The organism is Pseudoalteromonas rubra (assembly GCF_000967655.1).
Classification (GTDB): domain Bacteria; phylum Pseudomonadota; class Gammaproteobacteria; order Enterobacterales; family Alteromonadaceae; genus Pseudoalteromonas; species Pseudoalteromonas rubra_A.
Window position 1 is genome coordinate 40,028 of record NZ_JXYA01000047.1, and the last position, 16,929, is coordinate 56,956.

18 protein-coding genes are annotated in these 16,929 nt (G+C 49.4%); 16 read left to right on the top strand and 2 right to left on the bottom strand.

Annotated features, from left to right (window positions below):
* Positions 1-119 precede the first annotated feature (119 nt).
* From TW77_RS18650 to TW77_RS18685, 8 genes are all read left to right on the top strand, one after another.
* Positions 120-575, top strand: a complete 456-nt coding sequence (locus TW77_RS18650; protein ID WP_046006489.1) for a DUF6326 family protein — start codon at positions 120-122, stop codon at positions 573-575.
* A 73-nt stretch (positions 576-648) separates the two neighbouring features.
* On the top strand, positions 649-1,638 hold the full coding sequence (locus tag TW77_RS18655) for a tetratricopeptide repeat protein (RefSeq protein WP_046006490.1): 990 nt from the start codon (positions 649-651) through the stop codon (positions 1,636-1,638).
* 261 nt (positions 1,639-1,899) lie between these two features.
* Positions 1,900-3,531: a diacylglycerol kinase family protein gene (locus TW77_RS18660; protein ID WP_046006491.1), complete on the top strand. Its 1,632-nt coding sequence runs from the start codon at positions 1,900-1,902 to the stop codon at positions 3,529-3,531.
* A 15-nt stretch (positions 3,532-3,546) separates the two neighbouring features.
* A complete protein-coding gene (locus tag TW77_RS18665) occupies positions 3,547-4,941 on the top strand; it encodes a sigma-54-dependent transcriptional regulator (RefSeq protein ID WP_046006492.1) in 1,395 nt (464 codons plus the stop codon).
* A 13-nt stretch (positions 4,942-4,954) separates the two neighbouring features.
* Positions 4,955-5,155, top strand: coding sequence for a histidine kinase (locus TW77_RS18670; protein WP_046006493.1), 201 nt, complete (start codon positions 4,955-4,957; stop codon positions 5,153-5,155).
* An 11-nt stretch (positions 5,156-5,166) separates the two neighbouring features.
* The gene (locus TW77_RS18675; protein ID WP_046006494.1) at positions 5,167-6,675 is read left to right on the top strand and encodes a sensor histidine kinase; all 1,509 of its coding nucleotides are present in this window, start codon (positions 5,167-5,169) and stop codon (positions 6,673-6,675) included.
* Complete coding sequence (locus TW77_RS18680) at positions 6,647-7,093, top strand: response regulator (protein ID WP_046006495.1); 447 nt, start codon at positions 6,647-6,649, stop codon at positions 7,091-7,093. The genes TW77_RS18675 and TW77_RS18680 overlap by 29 nt, the downstream gene beginning before the upstream one ends.
* A 9-nt stretch (positions 7,094-7,102) precedes the next feature.
* On the top strand, positions 7,103-9,052 hold the full coding sequence (locus tag TW77_RS18685; protein ID WP_046006496.1) for a response regulator: 1,950 nt from the start codon (positions 7,103-7,105) through the stop codon (positions 9,050-9,052).
* Positions 9,053-9,102: 50 nt separating this feature from the next.
* On the opposite strand, the gene TW77_RS18690 is transcribed toward TW77_RS18685, so the two are convergent.
* On the bottom strand, positions 9,103-9,663 hold the full coding sequence (locus TW77_RS18690; RefSeq protein ID WP_046006497.1) for a BON domain-containing protein: 561 nt from the start codon (positions 9,661-9,663) through the stop codon (positions 9,103-9,105).
* 250 nt (positions 9,664-9,913) lie between these two features.
* Here TW77_RS18690 and TW77_RS18695 point away from each other — a divergent pair, with 250 nt between their 5' ends.
* From TW77_RS18695 to TW77_RS18725, 7 genes are all read left to right on the top strand, one after another.
* Positions 9,914-10,858, top strand: a complete 945-nt coding sequence (locus TW77_RS18695; RefSeq protein ID WP_046006498.1) for a mechanosensitive ion channel family protein — start codon at positions 9,914-9,916, stop codon at positions 10,856-10,858.
* Positions 10,859-11,010: 152 nt separating this feature from the next.
* Positions 11,011-11,457, top strand: coding sequence for a PA2169 family four-helix-bundle protein (locus TW77_RS18700; protein ID WP_046006499.1), 447 nt, complete (start codon positions 11,011-11,013; stop codon positions 11,455-11,457).
* 70 nt (positions 11,458-11,527) lie between these two features.
* On the top strand, positions 11,528-11,698 hold the full coding sequence (locus TW77_RS24615; RefSeq protein WP_046006500.1) for a DUF1328 family protein: 171 nt from the start codon (positions 11,528-11,530) through the stop codon (positions 11,696-11,698).
* A 41-nt stretch (positions 11,699-11,739) separates the two neighbouring features.
* Positions 11,740-11,931 carry a hypothetical protein gene (locus tag TW77_RS18710; protein WP_046006501.1) on the top strand — a complete coding sequence of 64 codons (192 nt, stop codon included), beginning with the start codon at positions 11,740-11,742 and terminating at the stop codon, positions 11,929-11,931.
* 197 nt (positions 11,932-12,128) lie between these two features.
* A complete protein-coding gene (locus TW77_RS18715; RefSeq protein WP_046006502.1) occupies positions 12,129-14,291 on the top strand; it encodes a S9 family peptidase in 2,163 nt (720 codons plus the stop codon).
* A gap of 178 nt (positions 14,292-14,469) precedes the next feature.
* Positions 14,470-14,958 carry an RNA polymerase sigma factor gene (locus tag TW77_RS18720; RefSeq protein WP_046006503.1) on the top strand — a complete coding sequence of 163 codons (489 nt, stop codon included), beginning with the start codon at positions 14,470-14,472 and terminating at the stop codon, positions 14,956-14,958.
* Positions 14,955-15,557 carry a hypothetical protein gene (locus tag TW77_RS18725; protein ID WP_046006504.1) on the top strand — a complete coding sequence of 201 codons (603 nt, stop codon included), beginning with the start codon at positions 14,955-14,957 and terminating at the stop codon, positions 15,555-15,557. Before TW77_RS18720 ends, TW77_RS18725 begins: the two co-directional genes overlap by 4 nt.
* Before the next feature lie 44 nt (positions 15,558-15,601).
* Here the strand turns inward: TW77_RS18725 and TW77_RS18730 are convergent, their stop codons facing one another.
* Complete coding sequence (locus TW77_RS18730; protein WP_046006505.1) at positions 15,602-16,417, bottom strand: aminotransferase class IV family protein; 816 nt, start codon at positions 16,415-16,417, stop codon at positions 15,602-15,604.
* Positions 16,418-16,498: 81 nt separating this feature from the next.
* Between TW77_RS18730 and TW77_RS18735 the strand changes: the two genes are divergently transcribed.
* The gene (locus TW77_RS18735) at positions 16,499-16,852 is read left to right on the top strand and encodes a MerR family transcriptional regulator (protein ID WP_046006506.1); all 354 of its coding nucleotides are present in this window, start codon (positions 16,499-16,501) and stop codon (positions 16,850-16,852) included.
* The last annotated feature ends 77 nt before the right edge of the window (positions 16,853-16,929 follow it).

Genomic DNA, 16,929 nt, shown 5'->3' on the forward strand with positions numbered 1-16,929 from the left:
CTGTCCGAGCCTTTACGCCAGGACGACACCTTCATTCAGCGCGGCTAGTCTGAGTGCAGCCCTGATACATCAGGGCAAACACCGTGACATGGACCCCAATATGACTTAAGGAACCACGTATGACAATCTCAATGACAACCGCTGACACATCACAGGATGCCCATATTCGCCGCAAACTTGCCACACTGTGGCTGCTGGTCATGCTGAATATGGTTTATGCCGATATTCTGGCCTTTGTCTCGGCCTTTATTACACCCGGCGTTATCGATACGCTGATGAGTGGATATTCCGGCTCTGTTAAGCTATCTCAGCCACTGCTACTGGTCTCGGCTTTGCTAATCGAAGTGCCGATTATGATGATCCTCTTTTCTCAATTTCTCGGCTACCAGCTAAACCGCGTCTGTAATCTTGTCGCTGTCCAGTTGACCTTTGTGTTTGTACTGAGTGGTGTAGAAACAGATCCGTTTTATCTGTTTCTGGCCGCCATTCAGCTTAGCTTATTGTTGGCCATTGCCTGGACAACCCTCCGATGGCGCGCGCCGGCTACATTGCCCCAGGGAAGCACCATAAGTTAGCTCAGAGCACGCCCAACGCACTCAGGGATAAAGTAACACGCAGACTCTAAAATACTCAGAAGGAAACAGACACATGAAAAACGCCTCTTTAACAGCCCTCGCACTGCTTATTTGCAGCACCACAGCCTCTGCCAGTATGGAGCGCAGTCTTGCCGCATTCGAAAAAGGGGATCTGCGCCTGGCGCACACGCTGCTGATACAGCAACACACCACTGACTATCAAAAGCCGTTGCTTCTGGCCCGCATTGCGCTAAAAAAAGATCAGGACGAAGCCGCGCTGCAACACATAGAAAATGCACTCGCTCAGCACCCCAACAATCCCGAGCTCTATTTTGCCCATGTTGAAGTAGTCGCCAAAATCGCTGAGCAGGCAAGTATTTTCAGCGTCTCCGGTTATATTAAAAAGCTCAAAGCCTCGTTTATCAAAGCCGTGGAACTGGCCCCGGACAATGCTGAGTATCGCACTGCGCTTATCAAGTTTTACATTAATGCCCCAGCCATGTTTGGTGGCGATAAGCAGGCCGCTCTGGCACATATTAAAGAGTTAGAAAAGACCGCACCCTTTGAAGCCTTCCTGACCCGCTTGCACCTCGCTGGCATGTCAGATCAAAGCGAAGAGTTCGCCCGCTTAATTGCCATTGGCCAGCAGAGCTTTGACACTGATCCACGCTTCTTTTATACCCTGGGCCAGGTATATCGCGAACGCGAGCAAAACGAACAAGCCTTGATTGAATTGCGCAAAGCCGCAACCCTGAAAACAACCCACACGCAGCAGGAAAAGGCCAAGTACCAGGCATTGGTCCTTATCGGACTGCTTAGCAAAGAATTAGGCAAGTATCACAGCGAAGGTGAGGCAGCACTGCGCCAGTATCTTGAAGAGGCGGTCTACTACTACGATTTACCCGACAAAAGCCAGGTCAAATTCAGGCTGGCCGAGTTAGCCATAGACAGCAGCAAAACCGCGATGGCAAAACAATTATTGAACGAAGTCCTGACAGAAACACTAAGTAACCAGCTACAGAAAAAAGCCCGCTCTGCGCTGAAAAAACTAGCCAGAGCCTGATCCTTGTTGCCACAGACGGGGTTGTCAGGCTCCCTGTTTGTGGTTGATTGGCTGGCAAAGTAATTTATCTGTGACCCTTCTTCCAACTCATTCATATCTTATGTCAGAGATGCAAGTTTGTTATGCGCCAATATGAGTCGGTAAATTTTACACACTCTGTAAATCTCTCCTACATTGAAGTGAATATACCCGGTTTTCATGGCCCTCAAAGCGGAATGAAAATTGAATAGTGTCTATCTGTCTCTCAATTAAGGAGTATTCATGAGCACTGCGCACTACTATCTTACTCTCTGGCTGTTTACTTTGTTACTAACCATGCTTAGCCTGGACAGCGTGTTTCTGTTGCCTTCCATCTGGCTCTGTGCTTCTGTTGGCTGTGTCTATGTGGCTTACGCCCTGGACAGACCGGGGCTATTTCGAAAACGGACCACAGGACAAGTACCTTTTTATATCAAGGTTTTACTCATGCCCTATTTTATGGGGGCTCAGCTTTATAACGCCTGGCAACGATATCAGGACAGTGTACCGCCCGTTCAGGAAGTGCAAGACAATCTGTTTCTGGCTTGTCGGTTATTTCCAAGCGACATTCCTATGCTGCAATCCAAACAGGTTGAAGCCATTTTAGATGTGACCGCCGAATTTGACGGACTAAACTGGTCTGCCGAAGAGCAGGGCCTGTATTATCTGAATATCCCTATTTTAGATCATCAAACGCCCAGCGAAGCTCAGCTGAGGCAGGCATTGAGCTGGCTCAGTGTTATGCATCAACTCAACAAAAAGGTGGTGGTCCACTGTGCGCTTGGACGTGGCCGCTCGGTGTTTGTGGTTGCAGCGTACCTGATGGCCAAAGACCCATCTTTGTCTGTGGATGATGCCATGCAGTTTATCAACAGCAAGCGTCAGACGGCGCGCTTAAACCGTTACCAGCACCGCCGTCTCAGTGCCCTCATGCAGCAGGTGCACGAAACCCCGAGCCCAGCCTTGCCGATGATCATCAATCCCGTTTCAGGCTCGGGAAAGTGGCATCAATACGATAATCAGGTGATTGGCTTGCTGTGCAGCCAGTACACTCCTCAGCTGCACTTTACAGAAAAAGACACCGATGTTGCGGCACTGGCAAGCAAACTGAGCCAAAACACAGAACGTCTGGTTGCCTGTGGTGGTGATGGCACACTGACTGCCGTTGCCCATGCACTGGTTAACAGCGATTGTAAATTGGGGTTTATTCCGCTGGGAACTGCCAATGCACTGGCGCACGTACTGCTGGGCGTACGCAGTAAGGTCGACCCCATTAATTGTGCTTGTGACACTCTGCTGAGCGAACACCACATCCGCATAGACACCATGCGCTGTAACGGCGAAACCGGCCTGCTGGTTGCAGCCTTCGGCTTTGAAGCCCAGATGATTGAGCATGCCAACCGCAGTGAAAAAAATCGCAGTGGTCAGCTGGCTTACATCAGCGGTTTTATTAATGCCGTCTCTGATGGTCAAAAGCAACGCGTGACACTCAGTGTCGATAACGAACCACAGCAAAGCCTGGATATTGCCAGCCTGGTGGTGGCCAACGCAGCTCCTGTCACCACAGTGCTGGCCCAGGGCGCTGGTGAGCCAGATTATCAGGATGGCTTGCTGGACCTGACGCTGATCCGTCACGAGCCGGAGTCGACATCGCGTGCATTGAGTGTGGCACAGCTCATTGCAACGGGTCTGTCTGGCAAAACTGCTCAGGAAAGCGCCATTTCGCACACCCGCTGCCAGCAAGTGGCTTTACACGCAGATGCAGAACAAATACAGTATAGTATTGATGGTGAAGTAAAAAGTGCCGAAAACCTGAACATAGAGGTGAACCCGGATTCACTGTGGATAATGGCACCAAAGCCAGCACCAAATTAATAACAAGGAACCTGAATGAAAACCGTTTTACTGGTTGATGATGACCAGGAATTTACCACAATCGCCGCACGGATCATTGAGTTTATTGGCTGTGACGTTTACACCGCAGGCAGTATTGAAGAAGCAAAACAATGGCTTGCGGATATGCGTTTTGATCATCTGTTTCTTGATTTTATGTTGCCCGATGGCAGTGGCCTGCACCTGATAGACCATATTCGCAATCAAAAGCTGTCAGCGCATATTACACTTATCACCGGCCACCCGTCTGTTAAAGCCGCGCTGGCCAACATGTGCGACGACCAAATTAACTACCTGACCAAACCCATTGAAGCCGATGACGTTAAGCGCGTATTGAACAGAAAAACCGCGGCAAAACCGAGCCAGGCAGACCCCTTTGAACGTCATTTTGGCTGCCTTATTGGCCACTCTCCGGCCATGAAAAAGCTGGTCACTATGATAGAGCGGGTTGCCAAAACCAATGCCAACGTGATGTTGATGGGAGAAAGCGGTGCAGGTAAAGAAGTGGTTGCACAGGCCATTCATAACGCCAGCCAGTGTAGTGGCGAGCAAGTTGCGATTAACTGTGGTGCGATAGCCAAAGATCTAATCGGCAGCGAATTGTTCGGTCATGAAAAAGGCGCTTTCACCGGCGCAGTCGGCCAAAAGCAAGGGGTCTTTGAACTGGCCCAGGATGGTACTTTGTTCCTGGATGAAGTCACCGAAATGCCGATAGAAATGCAGCCCAACCTGTTGCGGGCACTGGAAACAAAAACCGTTACCCGGGTAGGTGGCGCAAAACCCATAGAGGTCAACTGCCGGGTGGTGTCTGCTACCAACCGAACTCTTGCTGAAATTGCGCATAAAAATGTTCTGCGAGAAGACATTTATTTTCGTCTGGCAGTATTTCCCATCGAAATTCCGCCACTGCGCGCACGTCCTGAGGATATTCCGCTGCTCAGTGAGTACTTTGTGCACCAGCTTAATGAGGAATACAAGACCCACTATCAGCTGAGCGAGCAGGCTCACTCAGTACTGGCCGCACACAGCTGGCCGGGTAACATACGTGAGCTTAAGCATTGCATCCATCGGGCCTTTATTATGGCAGACCCGGATACAACAACACTCACGATAGACGAGATTATCAGCTCACCATTTACAACTCAACAGGAGAGCCAAGGACAAGTCCAGCCAGCTGAGCCTGCTGCAACAACCGCCAGCGTGGCAGCCCCGTCCGCCCCCGTTAAAGTCGGAGAAACCATCGAAGAAGTCGAGAAAAAGCTGATTTATCAAACCCTAAACTCGGTTGATGGTAACAAAACCCTGGCGGCCAAAATGCTCGGGATCAGCACCAAAACACTCTATAACCGCTTGAATGCTTACGAGCAATCAACTTCTGAAGACACTCAGTGAAGTGAGGGCAACAATGACAGACAAACCCGATTTAGCAACCCTGATCCATGATGCCAGAAAGCCACTTAACCATATTTCGATGCACGCGGAGCTTATCAAAATCCTGAGCCAACAACCGGGCTCAGAAGCCGAAATCCAGAAATCAGCCGACGACATCATTAAAGCCAGCAAGGCCTGTAGCGAACTGTTACAGACCCTGATGACACAAGACTAGTGGGAGTTGACTTGCACTCACTCACTCAACCAAACCGTATCCAAAAACTGATCTGGCTGATCCCACTGCTGATCCTTATCGGGATCGTGTTAGTGGCCACGCTGGGATTAAAAAATACCGATGAAATCGCCCGGATCCAGGGTAGTTTGCAAAATACGGGCGAGGTCATGCTTAGAGTCGATCAGCTGCACATAGATATTCTTAATGCTGAATCCGGGCAACGCGGCTACCTTATTTCTCAGCGTGAAAGCGATCTGAACCCATATAAGATTGCGCTAAAAAAGTTCGAGCACAGTCTGCAACAGGCGCAGACCATTCAGTCGGAAAGTCCACCACAGCAAAAGCGCCTTGAGCGATACATTCAGCATGCCCAGATAAAGTTTGAGGCACTGTCGGCTAGCGTTGCGCTTGCTCGTGACAATGAGCAGCTTGTGCCACACAGAATGCTGGACGACGTGCGAAGTACCGGACTAGATTTGCGTGCTATGTATGCCACTATCATGACCGAAGAAATGGAGATCCGGAACCTGCTGATGGCGCGGCTGACACAGGCGCGTGAAACCGCCCAGGACAACCTCGTGTGGTTTACTGTGCTGAGCATTCTGGTCAGTACCTTGTTTTTATTTTTTTTACTCAAGCACCTGCACAGTGTTCGTCGTGCCAAAGAACAGCTCGAGAGCTACAACGAACAACTTGAAGACAAAGTCAAAGAGCGCACTCAGGCACTGGAGCTTTACGCCGATGAGCTGGCCCGCAGTAACCGGGAGCTCGAAGACTTTGCCTTTATTGCCTCGCACGATTTGCAAGAGCCACTGCGTAAAATTCGCGCCTTCTCCGATCGCATCAAAGCCAATTACGAAACACTACTGGATGACAGAGGTAAAGACTACCTGTCGAGAATGGACAACGCCGCAACCCGCATGTCGGTGTTAATTACTGACCTGCTCGCGCTTTCCCGCGTGACCACCAAAGGCAAAGAATTTGAAGATGTGGCACTGAACCCGCTGATTAACACAGTACTGGATGACCTTGAAATCGCAATCAACGACGCTAATGCCTGCATTCAGGTCGACCCTTTGCCAACCATTGAAGGCGACCCAAGCCAGCTCCATCAGCTATTTTTGAATTTGTTATCCAACGCCATGAAATTCCGCCGCGAGGGCGTACCGCCACAGATCACCATTACCATGAGCCAGACCACCGCACCTAATAAGTTGCTTGAAGACATTGAATGCGACTGGCTGGAAATTGATGTGACCGACAATGGCATTGGCTTTGCCGCCGAATACAGCGAAAAAATATTTACTCCATTTCAGCGCCTGCACAATCGCAAAACCTATGCAGGCACTGGGATTGGTCTGGCCGTATGCCGACGTATTGTTGAGCGTCATGGCGGACAGATCAGCGCACACAGTATAGAAGGCCAGGGCACAACTTTTCGGATCCTGCTGCCCGACCTTGCCTCTTCTCTTACATTAAAGGACAACGCCGATGAGCAGTTCACCGACCAAACGCATTAATATTTTGATGGCAGACGATGATGAAGACGATCGCTTGCTGACCCAGGATGCCCTGCAGGAAAGCCGGGTGCTGAACAACCTGAACTTTGTGCAAGATGGCGTTGAACTGGTGGCATATCTAAACAATGAAGCGCCGTTCGAAGACAAAACCAAACACCCTCGGCCCAGTATTATCCTGCTGGACTTGAACATGCCACGTATGGATGGCCGTGAGGCGCTGCAAAAAATCAAGAGCAACCCCACACTGCGTTCAATCCCTGTGGTGATCCTTACAACTTCAAAAGAAGAAGAAGACAAACTCAGAGGGTACGACCTTGGCGCGGCTTCTTACATCTCCAAACCCGTGAATTTTGATGGCCTGGTGGAGCTGATGCGTCAGCTTGGTAAATACTGGATCGAAATCGTCGAATTACCTTAGGAGGCACAGATGCAACATGCGCAGGTGGTTAAGCTACTGCTGGTAGAGGACGACGAAGACGACTATATACTGGCACTGGATTACTTACAGCAAATACCTAACTATCTGTTTGAAGTAACCTGGCTCAGTGAACTCGACGAAGTGCTTCAGGCACTGGAATCTGATCAGTTCGATCTCTGCCTGCTTGACCATCAGCTTGGCGGACATACCGGCCTGACCATTCTTGAAGCTGCCAAATCGCTGCCCATCAACACCTCGTTTATGATGCTCACAGGCCAGGCCGACGAGCTGCTGGATGCAGATGCACAGGCACTGGGTGCAGAAGATTTCTTGCTAAAATCTGAGATCAGCAGCCCGCGCTTTATTCGCGCGATCCGCTATGCTCTGTCCCGCCGGGAGCTTGAAAGTGAACGCCTGGAGCGGCTGCGGGCACAGGCCACCAGCCGCGCCAAAGACCGCTTTCTGGCGCACCTGAGTCACGAGTTGCGTACCCCCCTGACGTCTATAATGGGCTACACCGATCTGTTGCTAACCCGCAGCGAACTGGACAATATCAAACCTGAGCTGTCTATCATTCACAACAACAGCCAGCACTTACTGAACCTGCTCAATGACGTGCTGGACTTGTCGAAAATCAACGCCAACAGCCTGCAAGTTGAGCCCAGTGAGATCTGCCTGGCCTCGTTACTTGCCGATCTGCACAGCCTGTTTTCCATGGCGGCGGATAAAAAGGGCCTTAAGTTTGCCATTCACACCGATGTGCCCTTACCCGCTTATATCGAGTCTGACGAGAAACGTCTTAAGCAGGTGCTAATCAACCTGGTTTATAACGCCATAAAATTCACACCAAGTGGGCAGGTGTCAATTGAGGTGCGGCCAGCCGCTGAAGGTAAGCTCAGTTTTTCTATTGAGGATACCGGCATTGGTATTCCTCAGGATAAACTGACACATATTTTTAAGCCCTTTGAGCAGGTGCAGGACAGTACCACGCGCTCTGAGGAAGGTGCCGGCCTTGGACTGGCCATCAGCTCAGCCCTGATCCGCCTGCTTGGAGGAAGTTTACAGGTTGAGTCAAGCGTGGGCAGCGGCAGTACCTTCAGCTTTACTATTGAGCCGGGTCAATGTTCCGGCCAGCTTGGTCAGCTAGATCTGCTCGCCACCACAGTAAATAGGCCTTCGACAAAGATAACGAACTTATCTGGTAAGGTGCTCATCGTCGAAGATTTGCCCGAAATTCGCCAGTTGCTGGGGCAACTCATTACAGCCACGGGTGCCCAGGTCTGCTTTGCGGAAAATGGCAAAGTTGCGTGTGATTTACTCACTCAGACTGATGCGGATTTTGACCTGGTGTTTATGGATTTACACATGCCGGTATTAAACGGCAAAGACGCCATTGTAAAACTGCGCGCACAGGGCATTAGTACACCGATTATCTCACTGACAGCCGCAGCTCAGAAGGGTAACCTGGATACCCTCAAAGCCCTCGGCTTTAACGATACGCTGACCAAACCCATTAACGTTACTCAGCTTGAATCCTGTTTACAGGGCTATTTATCCGCGCAACCCGCGCAAGACACGCTCACTATACAGCCGGGTGATTCACACGCCAAAAATAAGCGGATTTTACTGGTTGAAGACGACCCGGATGCGCGCAACTTAATGAGGCTGCTGCTGGAGTCTCTGGAGTGTGAGGTCATCGCTGCCGGTAGCTGCGCTGAGGGCCTGAGCGAGCTGGACAAACACGCTGATTTTGATGTGGTAATGCTGGATCTGAATTTGCCCGATGGCTCCGGCTTGGCACTGGTTGCAGCGGTTCATAAGCGCCAGAGCCCGGCTAAACTGGTGGTGGTCAGCGGCAGTGAACCCGACCCGGACGCCCTGCTCTCCTACCCGGTCAGCCAGGTGTTACTTAAACCCGTCTCACTTCCCGATTTAGCCGCCATTGTGCAAAACGCATAAAAAAGGCACGCCAAGCGTGCCTAAAAGTCCAGGGAGTAATCTGTGTTGCTCTAAGAGCGTTCATCAACAACAGTCAGCTTGTTGTTAACGCGTTTTACATCATCTGCGTTGGCTGCAATATTTACCACCAACTGCTTCTCGGCGTCTGACTCTACTTCACCGGTGAGCGTTACGGTTTGATTGTCGACATCAACATCAATGTCGGTACCACTGATGTCAGTATCGAACAGCAGACGTGTTTTAATCACTGTCGCGATTTTGGCATCAACAAAGTCAGACTCAACATCGCCTTTGTCATCTTTATCTTCGTCCTCTGGTACCACAGTCAAACGGTTGTCTACTTCTTTTACTCCGTCTATACCAATCACCAGCTCAGTTGCGAGTTTTTTATCAACGCTATGGTCGACTTTACCTGTGAGGATCACTACACCGTTTTTTACATCTGTGTTGATATCGAACGAATTCAAGTTGCCATTGAACAGCAAAGTAGCTTCGGCTTTACCGTCTATCCAGGCATCGCTGGCCTCTTTTTCCCACTGATTGTCAGCAGCATTAACCGCAGTTGTTGAAAAAGCCGTAGCAAAAGCAAGAGTTAAAATTGTGCGTTTCATAATCATTCTCCTTGTGGATGAGTTCACTTTCACAGGTGCAGCTTACATGCCAATTTCCTTAACCATTTAAAATCATACAGTTAGGTAATTCCTTCATCCTTTTGTCTGTATCTTTTACATACCGGCACGGAACTATTTACTGGCAATTTCTACACAGATCAGCGCGATTTTTACTAACTCATTGAAATTAAAAACATCGTTCAATGGCACGCTCCCTGCTGCTATCACCAGATACAAATAAGGAGGCGTTATGTCATTTACACTTACCCCACAAGACTTCTGGTCGCTGATCAATGAAAAGCTCGTCCACTGGGCCGAACTGACGATCAAGAATTTGCCCAACCTGGTCATAGCAACACTCATTTTTATTGTGTTTGTGGTCCTCTCTAAATTCCTTGCTCGCTGGCTGCTGACCTTGCTTAAACGCCTGTTTGAGTCCAATCAGATAGCCGGGCTGATTGCGGGGATCTGTCGTGTGATCCTGGTTGCGATCGGGTTTTTCTTTGCCCTGGATATTATGGGGCTGTCAAAAGCAGTGGCGTCACTACTTGCCGGTGCCGGCATCATAGGCCTGGCAATCGGTTTTGCTTTTCAGGATATGACCGAAAACATGATAGCCGGGGTCGTAATGGGCATTCGCAAACCTTTTCGGGTTGGCGATGTGGTAGAAGCCGGCGACACCTTCGGCACCGTCCGCCGAATTAACCTGCGCAATACTTTAATTGAGAACTTTTATGGTCAGCTGGCCATAGTGCCCAACAAGATCCTGTTTAAAAATGAACTGATCAACTACTCCCGCCTGGCCACCCGACGAATAGAAATAGAAGTAGGGATCTCTTACGCCGATGACATTGAGCAGGCCGAAACTGTGATAGTGGAAGCCATAAACGAGCTGGATGGCGTGATAAAACAACACGAAACCGATGTCTATGCCTGCGGGTTTGGCGACAGCTCTGTCAATCTTCTGGTGTGGTTCTGGATTGACTATCCGGGTGAGATTGGCTTTATGCAGATGCGCCACAAAGCCATTATTGCAATCCACAAAACCCTGGAAGAAAACGACATTCTTATTCCCTTTCCAATTCGTACGCTGGATTTTAACGCCAAAGGCGGTGCCAATCTGGAGGACATGCAAATCAATATGCGCCAGCGCACACACAAACAGCAAGGTGAGAAAGAAGTACAGAGTAGTTAAACGTAAAAGTTACATACACAGGGTAAAGCTTGCATCACCCGTTTAATCACAAAAACATAAACCACTGATATTAAAGAAATTTAAAACTGGTACGGGCAATGCATTAGTCTAAGCAACAAACAAACTTAAGCAATCAAGTAAGGAGTTAAACGATGACACATTCGAACTACGATATGGAACCTTTGAAGGAATTAGTCAAGGTGCTCAATGGTGGCGTGGAGTTTTACAAAGACGCCAAAGACAAAGTAGACGATGAGCGTATCAGTGCCATTTTCAACACCATGATCACTGAAAAGGTTCAGGCAATCTCGAAGTTGCAAACCTACGCGCTGATTGACGAAGGCGAGCGCGAAACTGACTCTGACATGCTGGTTACGTTACGCGAGCATTACACTAAGGTGCTGGGTGTATTGAGTACTGACAAAACACACACCTACATCGCTCAGCTGGAAGAAGTCGAGGATAAGGTGCTGGATAAAGTGGCCGATGCGTTAGAGCAACAATTGCCGCCTCAGTGTGTTCAGGACTTAAGACAAGTTCAGGTCCGCATGCAGGCTTGCCATGACGAAATGAAAGCACTTCAGGAATTGACCGCCTAGTTGTACAGGTCACATCACAGACTTAGCAGGGCTGTTGCCCTGCTTAACAAAACACCGACAGGAGGTTCACATGTTACGTTGGTCACTTGGATTTTTAGTACTTGCACTGATCAGTGCCATCTTAGGCTTTGGGGGCATCGCGGGTGCCGCAGCAGGCATAGCGAAGATACTGTTCTTTGTGTTTATCGTCCTGGTTTTGCTGTCGTTTGTATTGCCTGTGATTAAAAAGCCAAACGCTTAGCAGCCAAAAGTAACCTCATTGAATTTATTAAGGAGCATATTATGAACCACATTATTACTGCACTACAAGCCACTTTATTTATCACCGTTTTAGGTCTGGCCGGTTGTTCTGACGGCCCGGCAGAAAATGCAGGCGAGCGCGTAGATGAAGCCATCACAGATGTACAAAACAAGGCTGAAGACCTGTGCGAGGAAGCCAAAGAAAACCTTAATGCAGAAAACGAAAACTGCTAGCAGAGGGCATGCCAGCTCAACACTGAGCTGGCCCCTTCGTTTACCTTTATTTACTCGCTAACCCCCGCTTGTCTCAGCCTTTTTGTACTTTTGTTTCGAATGTGATTACAATCCGACAACAATTAAGTTAAGCACATTTTGGGCCCCGCTCGCTTTACCAATCAACGGGCCGCTCCCGAATGTCAAAAAGGACAGACATGAGAACAATAAAACTAAGCGCTCTCGCTGGAGCCGTCTTACTGGCCAGCGCATGCAGCCAGACGACTCCTACGCAAAACACAGACACTCAGGCTAGCCAACAACAGGTTCAGCCACCCGTTGCAAAAAAAATACCTCATGTAACCGAGATCCACGGTTACAAGCTGGTCGACAATTATCACTGGCTGCGGGATGACACGCGCAGTTCAACTGAGGTGCTGTCTCACCTGGAGCAGGAAAACCGTTACGCCGACGCAAAGCTTGCGCCGATTGATACGCTGCGCACAACGCTGTTTGAAGAAATAAAAAATAAAATTGCCAAAGACGATCGTAGCGTACCGTTAAAACGCGGTGATTATTATTACTTCAGTGAAGTAAAGGGCGATCAGGAATACCGTACTTACTATCGCAGCCAACACGCCGATGGCAGTGATGCCACGGAGATTTTTAACGCCAATGAGCGCGCCGAAGGTCAGTCGTATTACGGCCTGGGGGCACTGAGTGTGAGCCCGGATGGTAAACTCATGGCGTTTGCGGAAGATACCCTCAGCCGCCGTATCTACACAATCAGCGTGAAAAACCTGGAAACCGGTGAAATCTACACAGATAAGCTCGAAGGCGCTGCACAAAGCATTGAATGGGGCAACGACAATCGCAGCATTTACTACATCAAAAAAGACCCGGTTACTTTGCTGGGTTTCCAGGTCTTTCGCCACGTATTAGGTGAGGACCAGTCAAAAGATGAACTGGTTTACGAAGAAAAAGATAATACTTACTACACTTATCTGACCAAAAGCAAAGACGGCAGTGAAGTCCATATCGTCCACCATGCGACCGAGTCCAAAGGACTCTCTATCCTGGATGCCAATAACCCTAAAGCCAAACCGCAACGTCCGCTGCCACGTACTAAAGGCCACGAGTACGGTATGCTTAAACAGGGCGATTTCTATTTCATTTACACCAACGACAACGCCGTCAACTTTAAGCTTATGAAAGCCCACAAGAATGACGTAGCGGACAAAAGTAAGTGGAAAACCATCATTGCACATAACCCAGACGCTAAGCTCGAAGAAGTAGAGCTGTTTAATGATCACCTGGTGTATCAGTCTCGCGTTGAAGGCATAGGCACACTGAATGTGTTAAACCTGAAAACCCAAAAACAGCAAACGCTGACCTTTAATGATCCTGCCTATATGGCCTCGATGACAGGTAACTACGAGCTGGACAGCCAGTTTGTCCGGGTTAGCTACCAGAGCATGACCACGCCCAATACCATTTATGATATTGACCTCAATACGCTGGAAAAAACACAGCGTAAACAAACCAAGGTTTTGGGCGACTTTAATGCCGATGACTATGCCTCTGAGCGCCTGTTTATTGAAGCCAGAGATGGGGTTAAGGTACCAGTGACGCTGGTCTATAAAAAGTCGATGTTCAAAAAGGACGGCACTAACCCGCTGTTACAATACGGTTATGGCTCTTACGGCTCAACCCGTGACCCTTATTTCCGTGTCAGCACCCTGAGCTTGCTGGACCGTGGCTTTGTGTATGCCATTGCACATATTCGTGGCTCACAGGCACTGGGCAGACCTTGGTATGAAGACGGTAAAAAGCTGAATAAAAAGAACACCTTTAATGATTTTATTGATGTCACCAAGGCACTGGTTAAGTCAGGTTATGGCGACTCTGAGCGTCTTTATGCCCGCGGTGGCAGCGCCGGCGGCCTGTTGATGGGCGCGGTGATCAACCAAGCACCTGAGCTGTATCACGGTGTCCACTCTGCGGTACCTTTTGTGGATGTGATCAACACTATGCTGGACGATTCATTACCACTGACCACCAACGAATACGACGAGTGGGGCAACCCGAATGAGAAGGTCTATTTTGACTATATGCGCTCATACTCTCCGTACGATCAGGTGAGCGCGCAAAACTACCCCAACATGCTGGTCACCACAGGTCTGCATGACTCTCAGGTACAATACTTTGAGCCTGCCAAGTGGGTAGCCAAGCTGCGCGAGTATAAAACAGACAACAACACCTTGCTGTTAAAAACCGATATGGAAGCCGGTCACGGTGGCGCATCGGGCCGCTTTAAGCGCATCAATGATATTGCCCTGAGCTATGGCTTTATCATTGGTCTGGCTGAAGGCAAACTCTAGCACGCTCGTTACACTCATCCCCGGTTGTTCAACCGGGGATAGATGCCATAACCATCTGTAAAGTTATGGCATACCTCTCCCGCTTTTAAATTCGCTGCACTTTTTTTGACAGGCATGACACATTCAGGTCCTGGACACGACTAACCTAATAACATCAACAACAAAAAGCAGGGACAAAGTGGATACGCAACCTTCATTCGAACAAATGCTCGCTGAGAACGACGGGCGAATACGGTATATCGCTTCACGCTATGGCGGCCCGGGCGAGCGCGAAGATATGTACCAGGAGATCCTACTGCAATTGTGGCGCAGCTATGAAAGCTTCTCCGGGCGCGCATCAATCGGCACCTGGGTGTATAAAGTGGCGCTCAACACCGCCAATTCATTTGTTAGAAACAGGGTCAAGCGCAACGACCTCCACCACAGCATATCAAATCACGTTGCGCAGCAATCTGAAGCTGAGCATACAGGCTGCCAGGCCGATATTCTGACGCAGTTTATGGATCGGCTGGGCGATATTGATGTGGGCGTCCTCATCATGTACCTGGACGGGCTTAAATCGGAGGATATTGCAGAGGTCCTGGGAATAAGCGATAACGCAGTGCGTTCGCGGATCAAACGCATTAAGCGTGAGTTTGAGCAAAACTTTGTAGGAGATGAGTCATGAAACTGGATGATCTAAAGCAAAATTTCGAGCAACAAATTCAATCGAGCAGCTCTGAGGCAAAACTGACATTACAGGTCGACGAACTGAAAGCCAAAACAAAAAAATATCAGCGCGACATTAAGGTACGCGATTTTATGGAGATCTCCATTTCATTGCTGCTTATTCCCGTCTGGCTATACGGCCTGACTATCAGTGTAAACTGGATGCAGTCTTTGGGCTGTGTGCTGGCAACACTCACCAGCTTGTATATTCCATATAAACTGCTTAAAGCCCGACGTCTAACCCCCTGCAAAGATGACAGTATCCGTGCGTATTTACACCAAGAGCGGCAAAGGCTTGCTCAGCAAAAGCAACTACTGGAGAACATTGTCTGGTGGTATATTGCGCCGGTTTTTGTCAGTGTCATGCTGATCACACTGGGTGCCAATATGGATGACGAAGGGGTGATCCGACTCGCACTTCATATGCAAGTGTATTACCTGCTGGTACTGTTTGGCATGGTGGGGATCTACTTTTGGAATAAACGCGCTGCCGAAAAAAGGTTTGGTCCTTTGCTTACGCGCGTGGAGCAGCAGCTTAATGAGTTGAGCAACGAATAAACACATCACGTTGAGCCCCGGCAGGCTTACCGGGGCTCAGCGCACTAGATTACCTGAGCAGGCTCCGCCTGATAAGCCTGATGAAGCAGCGTGCGCAAAGACTCAGACTCACTCAGGCTGTGCCCGGAAATTTCTGCCACCGCCACACCCGGCGTCCAGGAGTTCATCACTACAGCCCCGCGCAGCGATGGCACACGGCTCAAGGTGACCGGCTCGGTACGCTGCTCGATATTAAGTAACCTTAGCTGCCGCTGTAGCACACTCATCATAGTGCCTTGCAGTTTTGGAGCCTGTGGCCAAATCACCGCTTCGCCATCCCAAAAGGCCAGGTTCCAGATGGTTCCCTCACTCAAACAGCCGGTGTTATCTATGAATACCGCATCATCATAACCCTGCTCTACCGCCCTGTGGAGATAGTAAGTTTTGCTGATTTCGCCGACATGCTTAATGTCTGGCAATGGCCGACTATATTCCGTAGCCAGCAGCGTAAGCGGTCCGGTTGGCCCGTTTGCAGGCGCGCCAGTGCGCACTATTATCTCAGGTTGACCATGCATGCTGGCAGAGGTGAACTCTCCATGAGCAGAGTACACAGTTACGGTCAAAAAAGCGTCTTTGTCCGATGCAGCCATAGCAGCGCGCACTGAAGCCAGAATGTCAGCGTCAGGCCGGGCCTGTCCAAACAGCGCCACCGACGCGTTACGTAATCTGTCCAGATGCAAGTTCATACCTTTTACTCTGCCATCTCGTACCTGCATGGCAGTAAAATGTGCAAAGCCGGCAAAGGCCAGGGGGCTCATCTGTGGCTCTTGAATTAACTGGCCATTAAGTACAGTTTGCGGTGTAAAGGTGTGTTCATTCATACAATTAACTCCCGGTTTGAATGCATTGATGGAAGCCAGTACTATAAACCCTGACAGTACTGTGAGAGTCAAGGGAGCAAAATGAAAATTGGTGAATTATCGAAACAAACAGGGATCAGCATACGTATGCTGCGCTACTACGAAGAGCAGGGCTTGTTGCACCCCAGGCGCACCCACTCAGGCTATCGAGACTACAACTCAAAGGACATACAAACACTGACACGTATCCAGCTCTTAAGTGCTGCGGGCATGACGCTCAGTACCATTTTACAGTTCCTGCCCTGTATTCGTGGTGACAGACCTATTTTCGAGCCCTGTGACGAGCTCAGAAACCTGCTACACAGCGAAATCAAAGCGGTTGAAGCGCAAACGGCGCGGCTGGCCGAGAGTAAAGCAATACTGAGTCAGTTTTTAACAGAGATTGAGCAGGGGTAAAGTGATTATCTCTGCACTTTAAAGCTGCATACCACATCTGTAGCGGGGATAAACCACCGCCACCCAAGACAACAGTA